This window comes from Acinetobacter sp. YH12131 (genome assembly GCF_013418635.1).
Taxonomy (GTDB): Bacteria; Pseudomonadota; Gammaproteobacteria; order Pseudomonadales; family Moraxellaceae; genus Acinetobacter; species Acinetobacter towneri.
In genome coordinates this window covers 1-16,515 of record NZ_VPBQ01000026.1, presented here as the reverse complement: position 1 = coordinate 16,515, position 16,515 = coordinate 1, and the positions used below count along the sequence as shown (strand labels likewise).

At 41.2% G+C, this 16,515-nt stretch carries 11 protein-coding genes and 1 pseudogene; 9 read left to right on the top strand and 3 right to left on the bottom strand.

The features are described 5' to 3' along the window. Positions 1 to 238: 238 nt before the first annotated feature. The 6 genes from FTU66_RS12975 to FTU66_RS12950 all read left to right on the top strand — a co-directional run bounded on the left by FTU66_RS12975 (position 239) and on the right by FTU66_RS12950 (position 6,034). The gene (locus FTU66_RS12975) at positions 239 to 1,885 is read left to right on the top strand and encodes an AMP-binding protein (protein WP_131260808.1); all 1,647 of its coding nucleotides are present in this window, start codon (positions 239 to 241) and stop codon (positions 1,883 to 1,885) included. Positions 1,886 to 2,140: 255 nt separating this feature from the next. Beyond that, positions 2,141 to 2,851, top strand: a complete 711-nt coding sequence (locus FTU66_RS12970; protein WP_004973205.1) for a hypothetical protein — start codon at positions 2,141 to 2,143, stop codon at positions 2,849 to 2,851. Positions 2,852 to 3,014: 163 nt separating this feature from the next. Beyond that, positions 3,015 to 3,743 carry a HesA/MoeB/ThiF family protein gene (locus FTU66_RS12965; RefSeq protein ID WP_096900943.1) on the top strand — a complete coding sequence of 243 codons (729 nt, stop codon included), beginning with the start codon at positions 3,015 to 3,017 and terminating at the stop codon, positions 3,741 to 3,743. 58 nt (positions 3,744 to 3,801) lie between these two features. After that, positions 3,802 to 5,100, top strand: a complete 1,299-nt coding sequence (locus FTU66_RS12960) for an AarF/ABC1/UbiB kinase family protein (protein WP_026438367.1) — start codon at positions 3,802 to 3,804, stop codon at positions 5,098 to 5,100. A 159-nt stretch (positions 5,101 to 5,259) separates the two neighbouring features. After that, positions 5,260 to 5,640: a dihydroneopterin aldolase gene (folB, locus tag FTU66_RS12955; RefSeq protein WP_019838257.1), complete on the top strand. Its 381-nt coding sequence runs from the start codon at positions 5,260 to 5,262 to the stop codon at positions 5,638 to 5,640. Beyond that, a complete protein-coding gene (locus FTU66_RS12950) occupies positions 5,597 to 6,034 on the top strand; it encodes a 2-amino-4-hydroxy-6-hydroxymethyldihydropteridine diphosphokinase (RefSeq protein ID WP_167846061.1) in 438 nt (145 codons plus the stop codon). The genes folB and FTU66_RS12950 overlap by 44 nt, the downstream gene beginning before the upstream one ends. 313 nt (positions 6,035 to 6,347) lie before the next feature. Here the strand turns inward: FTU66_RS12950 and coq7 are convergent, their stop codons facing one another. Then, positions 6,348 to 6,983 carry a 2-polyprenyl-3-methyl-6-methoxy-1,4-benzoquinone monooxygenase gene (gene coq7, locus FTU66_RS12945; protein ID WP_167846060.1) on the bottom strand — a complete coding sequence of 212 codons (636 nt, stop codon included), beginning with the start codon at positions 6,981 to 6,983 and terminating at the stop codon, positions 6,348 to 6,350. A gap of 4 nt (positions 6,984 to 6,987) precedes the next feature. Continuing rightward, positions 6,988 to 8,307: an MFS transporter gene (locus tag FTU66_RS12940; protein ID WP_180112918.1), complete on the bottom strand. Its 1,320-nt coding sequence runs from the start codon at positions 8,305 to 8,307 to the stop codon at positions 6,988 to 6,990. Between the two features lie 175 nt (positions 8,308 to 8,482). On the opposite strand from FTU66_RS12940, the gene FTU66_RS12935 reads away from it, so the two are divergent. The 3 genes from FTU66_RS12935 to FTU66_RS12925 all read left to right on the top strand — a co-directional run bounded on the left by FTU66_RS12935 (position 8,483) and on the right by FTU66_RS12925 (position 16,294). Next, the gene (locus tag FTU66_RS12935) at positions 8,483 to 11,287 is read left to right on the top strand and encodes an autotransporter assembly complex family protein (protein WP_180112917.1); all 2,805 of its coding nucleotides are present in this window, start codon (positions 8,483 to 8,485) and stop codon (positions 11,285 to 11,287) included. Between the two features lie 21 nt (positions 11,288 to 11,308). Then, on the top strand, positions 11,309 to 15,820 hold the full coding sequence (locus tag FTU66_RS12930; RefSeq protein WP_180112916.1) for a translocation/assembly module TamB domain-containing protein: 4,512 nt from the start codon (positions 11,309 to 11,311) through the stop codon (positions 15,818 to 15,820). Positions 15,821 to 15,934: 114 nt separating this feature from the next. Further along, positions 15,935 to 16,294, top strand: coding sequence for a hypothetical protein (locus FTU66_RS12925; RefSeq protein WP_004973219.1), 360 nt, complete (start codon positions 15,935 to 15,937; stop codon positions 16,292 to 16,294). Between the two features lie 109 nt (positions 16,295 to 16,403). Here FTU66_RS12925 and FTU66_RS12920 read toward each other — a convergent pair. Beyond that, positions 16,404 to 16,515: pseudogene (locus FTU66_RS12920) on the bottom strand (IS982 family transposase); the annotation flags it as partial.

Here is a 16,515-nt window from a genome sequence, read left to right as displayed (position 1 = left end):
CCCTGTATTGCAAAAATGGAATGATTTCTATTTTTTTGATTCAACCTTAGATTGCAAAAATGGGGAAATATTATAGAAATAAAGAAAGTGGAATTAATTAAAATCCCACCTTAAAATGCAAATACCCTTTAAATTTTAAAGAGCGATTCAATCCTAACTTGTAAAAACGGTTAAAACAATAACGCATATTGCTGCAAATGAATTGCAGTGTCATCAGTTTAAGACGGAGCTTAAAAGAATGAAAACTTTGCAAGAGGCATATCAACAGTTTGATATTGAGCAACTGATTCAAACCCAATTGGCAGGAACGCCAACGGCACTTAATGCCTATGAAGAATGTTGCGGACGCTATACGGGTACTCAACAAACTGCCTTAATTTGGGAAGGCAAACACGGTCAAACTGCATCGTGGACATTTGATCAACTGGCAGAAGCATCTGGAAAATTGGCAAATTATTTTACTCAACTGGGCTTAAAAGCAGGTGATTGTATTGCAGGATTATTGCCGCGTACGCCTGAATTGTTAATTACGGTTTTTGCCACATGGCGCATTGGGGCAGTGTATCAGCCTTTATTTACAGCCTTTGAATCTAAAGCGATTGAGCACCGTATTCAAACTGCAAAGACGCAGCTCATTGTGACCAATACTGAGCAGCGTCCAAAACTAAATGCCTTGTCTAATGTGAAAATTTTAACTGTGGACGCAGCAAATCAAGCTCAAAACCATGATACAGATTTTTGGCAAGTTCTAAGCACTCAAGACACTTACTTTGAAACCGTGTATCGCAGTTTTGAAGATGATTTTCTGATGATGTTTACATCAGGCACTACGGGTTTAGCTAAATCTGTACCTGTGCCTTTAAAAGCCATTGTGGCATTTAAAGGTTATATGCAGCATGCAGTCGATTTAAGAGCAGAAGATTCATTTTGGAATTTAGCCGACCCTGGTTGGGCTTATGGCTTGTATTACGGTATTACAGGGCCACTGAGTTTGGGGCATAGCATTATTATGGATGAACGTCCATTTAGTGTTGATCATGCACTGGAAATTATCCGTAAATATCAGGTGAGTAATTTAACAGGTTCACCAACCGCATTTAGAATGTTCTTTGGTTTTAAAGAAAAGTTTGATGGTGATATTCAACGACATCTGCGTGTGGTTAGCAGTGCAGGCGAGCCGCTCACACCAGAAGTGATTCATTGGTTTAAGCATGATTTACAAGTCAATATTTATGATCAATATGGACAAACCGAATTGGGGATGGTGATTGCCAATCATCATGCACTGGAACATCAGAAAAAAGTAGGTTCTGCGGGTTATGCTATTCCCGGACATCGTTTCGCGGTTTTAAATGCACAGCATCAGGAAGTCGCTCACGGCGAAATTGGCACACTTGCACTGGATGAATCACAATCGCCTTTAATGTGGTTCAAAGGTTACGATGGGGATGACCGTAAATCATTTGTGGGACAGTATTATTTAACGGGTGATACGGTACGTTTAAATGAATTTGGTGGGATTGATTTTATTGGTCGTGCAGACGATGTCATTACAACTTCGGGTTATCGTGTCGGGCCTTTTGATGTAGAAAGTACTTTGCTTGAATGTGAGGAAGTGCTTGAATCCGCAGTAATTGGTAAGCCAGACCCAGAGCGTACAGAAGTGGTAAAAGCCTTTGTGGTGTTAAAAAATCAATATCAACCAAGCACTGCATTGCAGGAAAAGCTGCAACAGTATGTGCGTTCACGCTTATCGAAACATGCCTATCCTAAAGAAATTGAATTTGTCAGCAGTTTGCCTAAAACATCCAGTGGAAAAATTCAGCGTAATTTATTGAAGCAACAAGAAATTGCAAAACAAAATGCTTTTAAAAAAGTGAGCTAAATTCAGCCAATAGGCCCTGTTAATTATTGCGCCATAAGAAAAACGCCATTCATACAGATTGGCGTTTTTTTAAATCTGTATTCTTTATTTAAACCACCCGATTATGCAAGCACGAACTCAATCGATAGAAAATGTGTGCATCATATTGGTGATGTGATATTTTCAACTTTATGCTGACACAATGAACAAGGCTGCATGTACTTCGATTACGATAAAAGCATGTAGGCAGCGCAATACATATTGGGGGAGAACATCATGGTAACAGCTCATTTAAATTTCACGCAGCCGTCAAAGCGGATATTTACGAAGTCGATATGGATGGGCGCAGCTTTACTGTTGTGTGCCTCTGGCAGTTATGCACAAAACTGGAACCCAGCGCCAACTGCTGAAAGTACAGCCTATTCCAGCTATCCAGCAGCAAAAACGCCACAAAAAAATTATGCAGTCTTTGCCGAATACGCCAATTTTGAAGCAGATTTTGACAGTGGCGATACAGTAGAACTAGATGGTTTTGCTTTGGGTGTTTCCACCACGCCACATCGCTCAGGTTTTTATGGCAGATTGGAATTCTTAAAAAACAATGAATACGATTTGGATTATTATGAATTCAATATGGGCGGGAATTTAAACCTGATCAGCTATCATGGTTTTTATTTCAATACATACGCAGGTCTAGGTTATAGCGGCGCAAGTTCAAAGCTGCTTGCCAATGATGTCAATTTTGTCACTTTACCTGTGGGCGTAGAAGTCGGTTTGAACTTTGTTCCTGATTTCTCGATTTACGCCACTGCCGGTTATAAATGGTTATATGACAGCACCTCGAATACCACCTGTAAAGATGGGACAACCTCAGACAAAGTCGGGAATACGGCATGTTACTGGAATGGTGGAATTGCCTATTATAATGAATATATAGGCGATGCCGATGGCGTTACTTATAACGTAGGCATGCGGATGCACTTTTAAGCAAGTCGTTGCACATCTCCATCTGTTCAAATACGCAACAATTCAACCGCCGTCATGGCGGTTTGCTTTGAATACCCGTTATACTTGGCGTTTTGGTTTTGCAGAATAGGGCATTTTCTTGGAAAGCATATTCGATACTCAGTTGGAATTGAGCGATGCAGAAATGCATCTATATAGCCGACAAATTTTATTGGATGGCTGGGATATTGAAGCCCAAGAAAAATTAAAACTGGCCAACGTACTTGTTGTGGGGTGTGGCGGGATTGGCTGTTTAAGCGCAGAATTACTTGCACGTGCAGGCGTGGGAAAAATCACTCTGATTGATGCTGATGTGATTGAAACCAGTAATTTGCAACGACAAATCGCCTATACCCCCGCAGATTTAGGCTTTTATAAGGCCGAAATTCTCGCAAAAAGATTAATGCAAATTAATCCTTATATCGAGATTGTTTGTTTAACCACGCTGTTAGATGCGCAAAATGCAGGCACTTTAGTTGCCCAACAAGACCTAGTTTTAGATGGTTGTGATAATTTCAGTACCCGATATTTGGTCAATCAATATTGCCGACAATTGAATGTACCTTTACTCAGTGCCTCTGCCATTGGTTTTCAAGGGCAAATGTTCATGGTCGAAGGTGATTCTGCTTGCTATGAATGTCTGTTCCCGAAAGAACAACATGCCAATGAAAGTTTGCGCTGCGCTGACAGTGGCGTATTGGCAACCACTCCCAACGTCATGGCCAGTTTACAAGCGCATCATGCCTTATTGTACTTGGGTTTAGGCAACACCGCGCTGAAACAAAAGCTATTACTTTGGGATGGTTTAAGCATGAAACAACGCTTATTGTCGTTTGATCAAGACCACAACTGTCCAGTTTGTCAGGCAAGATAGCCTTTTTACTTGGCAATTTTTTGTTAAACTCTCACTACTTTAATATGACTCAGACATGATGAAAAATAATATCTGGTTAGATGGTTTACGTTCAGTTGCTCGCATGGGTGAAACTGCCGTAGTGGCAGCCAAAGCAGGCATTAAATATGCCACTGAAAAGCCAAGTAATGCCAAACTCATGCGCGAAACATTTGAATCTTTAGGTTCAACCTACATTAAACTTGGGCAGTTTATTGCCAGTACACCGTCATTGTTCCCACGTGAATATGTCGAAGAATTTCAAGGTTGTTTAGACCAAACTCCAACTTTACCGTTTAGCTATGTACAGCAAGTATTGGCATCTGAATTTGCAGGGCGCAATTTAGATGAAATTTTTGCCTCAATAGATGAAAAGCCTTTAGCTTCAGCATCTATCGCACAAGTACATGCTGCAAAATTGGTGAGTGGCGAAGATGTAGTGATTAAAGTGCAAAAACCGGGTGTAGAAACCATTCTCTATACCGATTTAAACGTCTTGCACTGGGCGACTAAACTGCTCGAAAAAGCTGTACCTAAAGTCAAATTTGCGTCATTGGCCGATATTGTCGAAGAAATCAAAACCCGTATGGTGCGTGAAGTCGACTTTATTGAAGAAGCACGTAACCTAGATGATTTTATTAATTATCTGAATTTAACCCAAAATACAAAAGCCACTGCACCTAAGGTCTATCATCAATATTCCACCCGTCGCGTATTGACCATGCAGCGTTTGTATGGCGTACCTTTGACCGATTTTGACGTGGTGAAACAAGTATCTAACGATCCATCGCAAGTGTTGATTACTGCCATGAATACATGGTTTGGTAGCTTGATGATGTGTAACAGTTTCCATGCCGATTTACACGCAGGCAACCTGATGTTGCTTGAAGATGGGCGTGTCGGCTTTATTGATTTTGGTATTGTTGGACAGCTGAATCCTGAAGTGTGGACTGCATGTATGGCTTTTATGGATGCTCTACAAAATACCAACTACACGCTTATGGCTGAAAATATGCTCAAAATGGGCATGACCGACAAGCAAATTGATACTCAGGTTTTGGCAGCAGATTTAGAGCGTTTATTTAGTGGCGTATTGCTGGCCGATCCTCAAGAGTTGCTGACTTCTAACCCTGCCGATTTAAATGACATTATGCTCGATATGGTTGCTGTGGGTGAGCGTCATGGGATTCGTTTCCCGCGTGACTTTGCTTTACTGTTCAAGCAAATGCTGTACTTTGACCGTTTCATGCGCGTTTTAGCACCTTATACCGATATTTATGCCGATCAACGATTGCAGATGGTACAAAGCATTGATCCGAATTTGTTGTTAAAGCATTAATTATCCATATTGGTCGAATCAAGCTTTCTGGTTGCATATTTTAAAGCCACCAATCTTTTTTATAAGTTTTACGTGGCTTTAAAATACGGCAAATATCCCTTTCAATAGAAGGGGATAGAAGGAGATAGAAGGATTTTAAATGAAATATAGAGTGTGGTCATGGATGCAATTATCATTGAAGGCTTAAAGGTGGAAACAGTCGTCGGCTGTTTTGCATGGGAGCGTCAAATTCAACAACCACTCATGTTGGATTTGATCATTGCCACCAATTTAAGCCAAGCTGCAGCTTCAGATGAGTTGCAAGACACGCTCAATTATGCAGAAATTTGCAGCATTTCAGCGCAAGTGATTCAGCAGGCTGCACCCAAATTGATTGAGCATGCAGCACAATTGGTATTGGATGCACTTTTTACGACTTTTGCCGCAGTTGAATCCATTACCATCACCATTCGCAAACCTGCCATTATTCCAGAAGCCAATTCTGTAGGAATTCGTCTTGAACGCCACCGAAACGATTTTTGCTCTCGCTTTGGCGAGTAACTGCGAAGCACCACGTCAGTTTAAAAGTGCCTATCAGCAAATTGCTGCATTGGGTGAAGTGCAATTTTCGCATATTTATCTGATTCCATGCCGTGATGGGATTGGTGCAGACTATTGGAATTCTGCTTGTTTGCTAAAAAGCCGTTTAAGCTTTGAGCATCTAAACGTCATCCTTAAGGAATTGGAAGTTGCAGCAGGGCGTGTGCGCCCATCGCATGACATTCCGCTGGATATTGATATTATTGCGTGGGGTGAAAATTTAGCTCAAATGCAATTCAATCCGAAAAAAATGCCACTTGCTTTAGATGTTAAAATTCCAATGTGGGATATTTGGCAAGATGAGGCTTTTGTGCATTCTGCGCATGACTATCCCATTGTGAGTTGTGAAGAGTAAATCAGCCAGTAAAATTGGCAGATCAGTGATGCATTTTTAAATTTTGGCTGTGAAACGTGATCTGATTTCGGCTTACATCATTGTGTCATATCTTGCTGATATGTTTGTATGAAAAACCATCAAAAATAATATTTTTCTGTATTTATACGGCTTTGCACTTAAAAACTATCCACAAAATCTGCGGATAAATCTTGGGATAACTCAAAATCGGCTCTTTCTCTGTTATTTTTTGATCGTTTTAATCGAGATGTTTTCTATTCCAATGACATAAAAAAACGCCCACAATTGTGAGCGTTTAAGTGTTATCAATTCATTAAATATAATAACTGGTCTTGGTCATGAGCTTGGAAATCGCAGTCATGGTCAAACGTACAGGTACAGGCAAATCTACACCACCTGCTTTGAGCGCCGTATCGCGATGATGCAATTCATCTTCATTCATTTGGACTAGAATTTTACGTGAACGCTCATCTTGTTCAGGCAATTGGCTAATATGATGTTCTAAATGCAAGCTGACTTGACGTTCAGTTTCTGCCACAAAACCCAAACTGTATTTATCGCCCGCAATACCTGCAATTGCACCCATCCCAAAAGACAAGCCATACCATACAGGATTAAGCAAACTGGTGTGACTGTCTAACTCTTTTAAGCGGTCTTCGCACCACGCCAAATGGTCTTGTTCTTCAATTGCAGCCTGTTCCATTTCACGACGTACATTGGGCAATTTCGCAGTTAAAGCCTGACCGTGATATAAGGCTTGTGCACAGACTTCACCACTATGGTTTACTCGCATTAAGCCTGCAACATGACGTGCTTCACTCACAGCCAATTTGGTTTCAACCGTATTGCCCGGGTTTTCACGTTGAGCCGAAGTTGTGCCAGGTACTAAACTACGTAAGGCTTGGTCAAATGAATGAATAAACTTGTCGATGCCTGTGTAATGACGCATGAAATTAATCCTCCAAAGAGTCCTGTGCAGTATCTAACATTGGCTTGAGCTTTAACAAGAGCCAAAAGGTGAAAAAAGCACTTAAAACAGCCGTAATACTAAATAAAATTTTTAAATCAATTTTTAAAATGCTTAAAATTAAAATCGAAAAAATGGCAGATGACACCATAAATACCGCATTTAAAATATTGTTGGCTGCGACCACACGTGCGCGGTGCGAGCGAGGGGAATAGGCTTGCATCATGGCATACAAGGGCACAATGTAAAAACCGCCACTAATGCCCAGTAAAGTGACTGCACACATGACATGATAATAACTCCAGCCTTGCTGAAAGACTTCGGCTAAGCCCAGTAGTGTGCCTGTTTTTTCTGGTACAAAAGCCAATGTGCCTGCCAAATAAAAAGCAAAGACGGTTAAACCGACTGCGCCAATAGGCACCATTTTAATATTGACCTCGGTACCGCCTATTTTACGGCAGAGCAAAGAACCTACGCCAATACCGACAGAAAAGAGTGTCAGTAATAAACTCACCACATTTTCAGAAGCATGCAAGTTTTGTTGAGTGAGCTGTGGAATTTGGGTTAAATACGTTGCCCCATAAAACCAATACCAAGAATTGCCCAATAATATTAGAAAAATCATCGGCAGGCTTTTGGCATATTTTAAAGTCTGGAAACTGGTACGGAAAAAATTCCAGTCAATTTGAATGTCGGGTGCCGTGACGCGCTGCGTCAGCACAAAACGACTTGAGGCATAACCAATTAGTGCAATAATCACCACAGTTAAGCTAATCCAGACTAAATTGCCTGCAGATACCGAAATCACTGCACCGCCTAAAATCATCCCCAATAAAATTGCAATGGATGTACCTGACTGGAAAATTGCATTGCCCGACATCAGTTCATGCGGTTTGAGTACTTCAGGCAAAATGGCATATTTGATTGGGCCAAAAAAGGTCGATTGTGCGCCCATTAAAAATAAGGCAATCAGCAATAGCCACAAATTTCCTAAAATAAAACCAACGGTACCAATCAGCATGATGACAATTTCAAGCAGTTTGATGGCACGCACCAATTGGGCACGTTCATACTTGTCTGCTAATTGTCCTGCGGTGGCAGAAAAAATAAAATACGGCAAAATAAACAACAAGGCTGCTAAATTATTCAAGGTGCTGACATTTGCAGATTGCTGGCTAATCAGACCATAGGTAAAGACTAAAAGCAGCGCTTGTTTATACACGTTATCATTGAGTGCGCCAAAAAATTGAGTGAGAAACGTCGGCAAAAAGCGACGACTCCTCAACAAATGTTCATTTTTTTCCATGCGTGATTAACTTCGTTTAGTTTTATTAAGAAATGTGACCGCTTGATATAATAGTACAGAAAATCATGTATGATGTTTCAAGTCTTTTCACTGATGAAAAAATCAAATAAATTGGTGTTTGTACGCGGGTTCATTGGGGTTTTTCCATAAAAATTAAATCAGTTTAGAGTTTTTTATGCTTGTAAATACAAACTTTAAAAAATCAGTACTGTGTTCCAGTATGCATGCCATTTTATGCTGGAATATGCCGAAAAAGCTCGGACTAAGTCTGTTTTTAGGTTTAGTTGCATCTTCAAGTTTTGCAGAAAGTCTTACTGTACCCAATTCAAACGCTCAGCTTGCTGAAAATCCTGTACCGCTACAGACTCCAACTGCAGAAGAAGCACAAAATTTAGCTGCAGAAATTAAACAACTGGCAGCAGCACAAGGTAAAGACAGTGCCCAAGATCTACAAAAAATAGAAGAAGCTTTAGAGCAAGCGCAAACACCTGAATTTAATAGTCTAGAAATGCTGCAACAGCAACAACAGGCAGGGGCATCTTTTGCTGAATTTCAGCCTATCGAATTTGAAGACTTAGAAGATTTACCCATTGCACCTGTAGATCAGGGGCTTGCCAATGAAATTTTTCAGGTGGCAGAACAAGCCAAACAAGAAGCGATGCTAGACCGCAATGGTCAAGTGCCAGAAACGTTGGTTAAAGACGCAACACAGCAGGAGCTACTGCAAATTGATCAAGCGCCTGTAAATGTCGATCAGCTCATAACCAATATTCAGGCAGACAGTAATTTTGTAGTGGAAGCCAATCCTAACGATACCTTAATGGCTGAATTGGGCTGGATGACGCAGGTGGAAAATGCCGATAAACCCGGTTTTTTCAGACGTTTACTGTATAAAGTCCGTCCACCGCGTGAGCTAAATACAGCCAAAGTGCCGCGTATTAGTGCAGATGTGGTCATTACCGCAAATGGTGTCAATGGTACACAAAACTCAATTGGAGAGGTATCGCCCGATGCTTATCGTACAGCGGTAGATCAGTTAAGTGCCAATATTAAGGCCAAACTGTCCAGTTTTACCCAGGAGTCTTTTGCAGATTTTCCATCGGCATTGCCGCAACTGCGTACGTTGTCAAATCAGGCTGCGCAGGCGGTGGGTTTTTATAATGCCGAGTTTAAGTTTGAAAAACTCAGTGATAGCCGCGTGCGTGTGCAGGTTGTGCCAAATCCACCTGTGGCGATTAAACAGCAAAATATTGAATTTACAGGTGAAGGACAATACGAGGCACAATTTCAGGTTATTGGTGTCTTGCCTGATCAAGAAGTAGATGATGTGTTTAATCATGGTTTGTATGAGCAAACCAAAAAACGAATTACCGATGCCGCTTCAGATAACGGTTATTTTGACAGTTACTGGCGTTTGCATGACGTTAAAGTCGCTCAACCTCAAAATACAGCCGATATCAATTTACGTTATGAAACAGGCGAGCGTTATAAACTCGGAAATGTTGAATTTCGTATGAGCGATCCAAATCAAGAATTCCCTTTGGATATGGATATTCTGCAAAGTATGGTCACTTGGCAGGACAATGCTGACTATACTTTTTGGCGTGTAAATGGTTTGGCCAATAACCTCACCAACTCGCGTTATTTCAACTACACCTTAGTTGATACAATCCGTCCTGATCCTGTAGAGCATCCTTTGGAATTGCCACCTGATATTCAGGCTTTGGTCGATCAACAAAAAATCTCAGTTTACGATGCCACAGTCGTCGATCAAAAACGGGTGGCGTCATCTCAGGAAGTGACGCAATCTGTGGTGAACGAAGCTGAATTTGCTGGCACAGAAGAAGGTGCGAGCAACGATAAGCTGCGCATGCTACATGCACAGCAAGAAGATAAACAATCGGAAGAAGAGCGCTTAAAACAACAGGCACGTATCGACAAAAAAATTCCTGTGATTGTGACTTTAAATGCAGACCGCTTAAATAGTGCCGAAGTCGGTGCAGGTTTTGGAACTGACACAGGCGTGCGTTTGCGTGGGCAATATCGCCGTGCCATTGTCAATAAACGTGGTCACTCATTTGATGCTAACTTGGAGCTTTCGCAAATTCGTCAAGCCATTGATGGACGTTATAACATTCCTTATAACCATCCACTGAATGATTATGTTGCTTTGGTGGGTGGTTATGAGCGTGAAGAACGTGACGATGTTGCACAAGGTGGCGGCTTGATGATTGAATCTGCGGTTGCAGGTGTTGACCGTGTGATTAAAAAACCAATGGGCAGTTGGCAACATGCTTTTGGTTTACGTTATCGACTAGATCGCTTGACCGAAGATGGCCCTGTGTTTTTAACAAAAGAACGTGAAGCGTTTATTGCCAATGGTGATGTCGAGCAACAATCGTTATTGCTTGGCTATGAAGTTTCACGTACCGACAGTAACCGTCGTGTTAACCCAAGCAAAGGTTTTCGCCAAATTTATAAAATAGAACTGGGGAGTGAATCACTGCTCAGCGATGCAGATTTAGCCATTCTAAATGCAGGTTGGCGTTTTATTTATTCATTGGGTGAAAATGACGATCATCAGTTTGTCGGACGCAGTGACTTAGGTTATATCTACACCGAAGATTTTAATAAAGTGCCTTATAATTTGCGTTATTTTACTGGTGGTGACCAGTCTTTACGTGGCTTTGACTACAAGTCTTTAACACCACAAATTGAAGGCTTTAAAATTGGAGGTCAGGCTTTGGCGGTTGGTTCATTAGAATATAACTATCAATTTAAAGAGGGGTGGCGCGCAGCAGTATTTAGTGATTTTGGTAATGCTTACGATAAAGACTTTAGCAACGACACCGAATATAGCGTAGGTTTGGGGGTACGTTGGGCATCACCAATTGGCCCAATTCGGATTGATGTGGCTTCTGGTATTTCAGATGATAACCATCCAATCCGTTTACATTTCTTTATTGGCTCTCAACTATAAATTTAAGACTTAGAGAACATTATGGCTGAAGTTGAACAGCAACCAGAAACTCCAGTAACGCCACCTAAAAAGCGTCGAATACTCAGGAGTGTTTTACTGTCACTGCTGTTGATGCTGGTTTTATTGGTGTCCGCTTTGGTGGTGATGTTCTCAACAGACCGTGGCTCAAAGTTCTTATTAGACAGCGTATTGCAGCGCCAAGAAATAATTCATTATGAATATGAAGGCGGTAATTTATGGCGTGGGATTATTCTGCGCAATATCATCGTCAGTTTAAAACCTGTTGATGTCAAAATTGACCGTGCCGATGTCATTCTTGGTTGGCGTGCCATTTTAGATAAAGAAATCCATCTCAATCGTGCCGATGTGCGTAATCTGCGGATTTATCCGAAAGGCCCACCAAGTGATGATCCATTCAAATTCAATGAAATTCGCTTACCTTTTGTTTTGCGTTTAGATACTGCCGATGTCGATCATTTATTGATTCAAACCGCCTCTGGTACGCAGGTCGATTTTTACGATATTCATTTAAATAATGCCTTGTGGTCGGGTACAGAACTGAAATTTGAAGATTCCAATATGGATATGGGATATTTGAATGTACGCAATGCCACAGGCGATATGAAATTTGAAGGTAAATATCCGCTTAATGTGGTGGGTGATTTAAATATTCCCTCTTTACATGACAGCTTAAATATTCACGATATTAAAGTAGTAGGCAAAGGCACACTCGACACGATTCAGGCGGGTGTTGCAACAAATACGCCTGATTTGCTCACGGGATGGGTAGTGTTGCATCCAATGCGTAAGCAAGTGCCAATGTTTGGTGAGTTACAATTTAAAAACTACCGTTGGCCTATTTTGACCGAGCAGGAACTTTTTACCCAAGCAGGTGCAGCTAAATTTAAAGGCGATATCAAGCGTTTAGATATTGATGTCAATACGGATTTGAGCGGTAAACACATCCCTAAAGGTCAATATACAGGTCTGATGTATACCGATTTAGTTCATCAACTGAATATCAGTAATTTAAATGCACAACTTATGCAAGGTGCTGCCAATGTAGCGGGCATTGTCAGTTGGGATAAAAAAGTCAATTGGGATTTAACAGGACGTCTGGATAAAATTAATCCTAAAGATCCACTAATTCCTCAAGTGGTCAAAGACTTTTTACCGCCAAGTTTAGATGCCAATTTAGCATCTAAAGGTCATTTGGAAAAAGGCACACACTTAACTGCACAAGTCGATTTTGACCAATATGAAACTTGGAATTTAAAACTCGATCAAAAACCTGCGCAGGGCAAAGCGGCAAATCCGATGTTGCTTGATGTGCGCTGGAACAACATAGACCGTGCTGTGCCGTATGTGGGTTGGTTGAAAAGTGAATCGGGTGATGTGCAATTGGCCTTGGTAGAAGGTCAGCAAGATATTTTTGTGGCGAGTAAAGTCAGCACACATGAAAAAACCATGTTACCTGCGGGCATGTACCAAGCCAAATTGAATTTAAAGAATAATCGTTTAAATATTCCTAATTTTAAATTTGATACTGCAGATAGTCATTTGGCAGGCAGCGCCGTCATTGATTTACCAACTGATAAACGTCAGTTGAAATGGAATGCGGTATTGGCTGCGAAAAACTTTAATCCGCAAAGTATCAGCACCGCAGCACCTGTTAATGTGTTAAATGGGCAGTTTAAAGCCAATGGTTTTGCATTGCCGAATCAGCAAATTATTCATTTGAAAGATATTAATTTGACAGGGCGTTTGGTCAATCAAAATGAAAACGTACATTTAACTGGGCAAAGCACCATCGCTTTATTGTTCCATGATGTGAAAGCTGGTGGTGGCTTTAAAAGTTTTGCCGTGAATTATGATGGTGGGTTAAATGCCAGTGCCATTCAAGGCAGTGAAGGACATTTAAAACTAAAATTATCGGGTACGCCGGAACTAATTAAAATTAGCGACTTACGCCATAATGGTGTTGCAGGGCAAATTGTGGCGGATGGTTTGCTGCATTTGAATCAGGGGGTGAGCTGGAATTTAAACGCTTCTTTAATTCGCTTTAAGCCGCACTATTTTGTGTCCAGTGTACGTGGTGAATTATCGGGCAATATTCGCACTCAAGGTATTTGGTCAGACACTCAAAAACGGATCAACATTGAACGTCTGAATTTGGCAGGCATGCTCAATAATAAACCTGTACGTGGTACGGGGAATTTAGCCATGTTGATTGATGCTAATCAAAAAGGCTTTTTACCACAACAGTTTGAAGCCAATAATCTATTTTTGTCTTATGCCAAAAATCAGTTACAAGCAACGGGGAATGCACAAAATCTGCGTATTAAAGTCAATGCGCCTGCTTTATACGAAATCTATTCAGGTTTACGTGGACGTGCGTATGGCTATATCAATGTGCAGTCGCAGCCACGCTTACAAGCCACTGCCAATTTCGCTGTTGATCAGTTCAGTGTAAATAATATTTTCAGCGTGCGTAAATTGCGCCTACAAGGTGAATTGCCAACCTCTGAAAATACGCCAACGCTGATGACGGCATCCATGGAAAATTTACGCAGTGGCAACCGTGGCATCGAGCAAGGGCAGATTTCTTTAGCAGGTACACGTCAGGCACATATTTTAAAACTAGAAGCCGAAAATAAGCTGAGTAAGTTTTATGTACAATTGGCGGGTGGTTTAAATGCACAAAATGATTGGATGGGACAAATTCAGAAAGGAGATTTTGACTCCTTAAGAACCCACTTGGCACAGCGCCAAAACGCAGCCGTGATTTATCAACATAGAACCAGTGAGTTGTATGTTGGTGCGCATTGTTGGATGAGTCAGCAAAGCCAATTGTGTTTTGATCAACCTATTCGTGTGAGTAAAACCAAAGCCAATGCATCATTTGTGACTCAAAACTTAGACTTAAATGACTTTTCTGCATTTATGCCTGAAGGTTTGGCGATTACAGGCAAGGTTAATGGGTATGCCAAAGCGGCGTGGGCAAAAGGACAGAAGCCAAAAATTGATGCACATTTGGTCACGCGTGATGGCGTCATTGGACTTGCTGCGGACGATCCACAAGATATAGGCTCAACCTTGCGCTATGAACAAGTGGCTGTGGTCGCAAAAAGCATTGCCGAAGGCTTGAAATTACGCATAGATGTGAAAACACCTGAAATTGGTACAGGTTATGCCAATGTGCTGATTGATCCTTACACTAAAAACATGCCAATGCGCGGTGAAATTGCCTTTGATCAGGTACAACTTAAAGTTTTTAAACCGTTTATTGCCGATGTGCGCTCAATGGCAGGCATTTTGTCCTTTGCTGGCAAGATCAATGGGACTTTAACTTCACCATTGCTCACAGGTGAAATGCGCCTGAAAGATGGTGCGATCAGCATGATTTCGTTACCTGTAAATCTGACCAATGTGCAGGTCTATTCCTCTATCCGCCAAGATCAAGCCAGCATTAATGGCGCATTTAACAGCGGTGGTGGTGTAGGGCGTTTAACGGGCAGTGTGGATTGGAAAAATGATCCGCGTATTCAGTTAAATTTAAACGGTAAAGACTTATTAATTCGTCAAGCACCGCTAATTACTGCAATGATTACGCCAGATGTATCCTTAGATGTTTTACCTTTCCAGAAAAAACTGAGTTTAAAAGGACGTGTAGATGTACCTCGGGCTTTAATTTCTATGCCTGAAGTGTCTGCACCTGTGGTTAACGTGTCTTCGGATGTGCGTGTGGTACATGAAGGACAAGATCAACTGGCATTATTACGTTCAGCTCGTCCATGGGATATTCGTGCCGATCTTGAATTGAATTTGGGTGATCGGGTCATTTTCCAAGGTTTTAATAGCCGTATTCCACTGATTGGACGTTTGTATTTATCTCAACGTGGTTTAGAAACTGCGATGCGTGCCAATGGTGCGATTGGGGTCAGCCAGCGTGTGAAAATTGAAGCCTATGGACAAAGTCTGGATTTGAACCGTGCCATTGCGCGTTTTAATGGCCCAATTTCTAACCCAACTTTAGATATGGATGCCAATAAAAATGTACAGGGCAGCATGGTCGGCTTTAGAGTTACAGGCACAGCCAGCAGTCCGAACATTCAAGTGTATAACGATGCAGGCTTATCTGAACAAGAAGCATTAAATGCTTTGATTACAGGTCGTATCAATGAAGGTACCAGTGGTTTGAGTCAGACCGAAAGCTTTAAGTCAGACGTCAACAATACTATTGCAGCGGCAGGTATTAGTATGGGATTGGGTGGTACACGTGCCTTGACCAATCAAATTGGACGTACATTCGGTTTAAGTGGTTTGGCACTTGATGCCCAAGGTACAGGCGATGATACCCAAGTCAGTTTGACGGGTTATATCACCCCAGACTTGTTTATTCGTTATGGCGTGGGGGTTTTCACACCTGTCAATAAGTTGACTTTGCGTTATCAAATGAATAAACGACTGTATTTGGAAGCTAGTCAAGCTTTAGAACGCGCCGTGGATATTTTCTATAACTGGCGCTTCTAACGGCAACTTCACTTAAAAATGCGTTCAATCAGAGCGCATTTTTTAAGCTTGTACATGGATAGTTTCGTATTTATGCAAACTTTTGATTATCATAAGCACAACAGGAGAGCTTCAATGAAAAAGATTTTGGTGGTGACTGCAGTGCTTGCATTAATGGGCTGTGCAGAAAAGAAACCCTTAACCCCTGAAGAACAATGGCAAGGCTATTGCCGAAGTGTTGGCAATGCTGCGCGTACCATCATGCTAGATCGTCAAAATGCGATTGAAAAAGAACGTGCGATTGAGCATGCCAATAAAATTGAAGATGACATTACTCGTAATTTTATTTTAGAGATTATTGAGCAAGTCTATGCATTGCCACTTGAAGAAATTAATGGTGATGTTGATGCGGCACGTGAAAAAGTCCGTACGCAATTTACTGAAAAATGTATCGCGACACCGCATGATAAAATGCCTGATTACAAGCCGTTCTAAAAGAACGGTTTTTTTATGAATTAAAATTGAAATATGTTTTGTACTTCTACTATCTTTTATCAAAAAATAGCCTAAGTGAATCAAACGTCTAAAACTAAAATAACCCCAGTTACGGATAAGCCAAAGATTTAATCACATGAATTTTAGGCTTATTCTTTTGGCAAAGTTGATACGCACATAGTGAAGAAAATACGCCTGCTAAAAAACCAGCAATCGAACGA

Excerpts from the sequence above, each read along its gene's own strand:
- FTU66_RS12975 (WP_131260808.1), top strand. The coding sequence starts at position 239 with ATGAAAACTTTGCAAGAGGCATATCAACAGTTTGATATTGAGCAACTG.
- FTU66_RS12970 (WP_004973205.1), top strand. The coding sequence starts at position 2,141 with ATGGTAACAGCTCATTTAAATTTCACGCAGCCGTCAAAGCGGATATTT.
- FTU66_RS12965 (WP_096900943.1), top strand. The coding sequence starts at position 3,015 with ATGCATCTATATAGCCGACAAATTTTATTGGATGGCTGGGATATTGAA.
- FTU66_RS12960 (WP_026438367.1), top strand. The coding sequence starts at position 3,802 with ATGAAAAATAATATCTGGTTAGATGGTTTACGTTCAGTTGCTCGCATG.
- folB (WP_019838257.1), top strand. The coding sequence starts at position 5,260 with ATGGATGCAATTATCATTGAAGGCTTAAAGGTGGAAACAGTCGTCGGC.
- coq7 (WP_167846060.1), bottom strand. The coding sequence starts at position 6,983 with ATGCGTCATTACACAGGCATCGACAAGTTTATTCATTCATTTGACCAA.
- FTU66_RS12940 (WP_180112918.1), bottom strand. The coding sequence starts at position 8,307 with ATGGAAAAAAATGAACATTTGTTGAGGAGTCGTCGCTTTTTGCCGACG.
- FTU66_RS12935 (WP_180112917.1), top strand. The coding sequence starts at position 8,483 with ATGCTTGTAAATACAAACTTTAAAAAATCAGTACTGTGTTCCAGTATG.
- FTU66_RS12930 (WP_180112916.1), top strand. The coding sequence starts at position 11,309 with ATGGCTGAAGTTGAACAGCAACCAGAAACTCCAGTAACGCCACCTAAA.
- FTU66_RS12925 (WP_004973219.1), top strand. The coding sequence starts at position 15,935 with ATGAAAAAGATTTTGGTGGTGACTGCAGTGCTTGCATTAATGGGCTGT.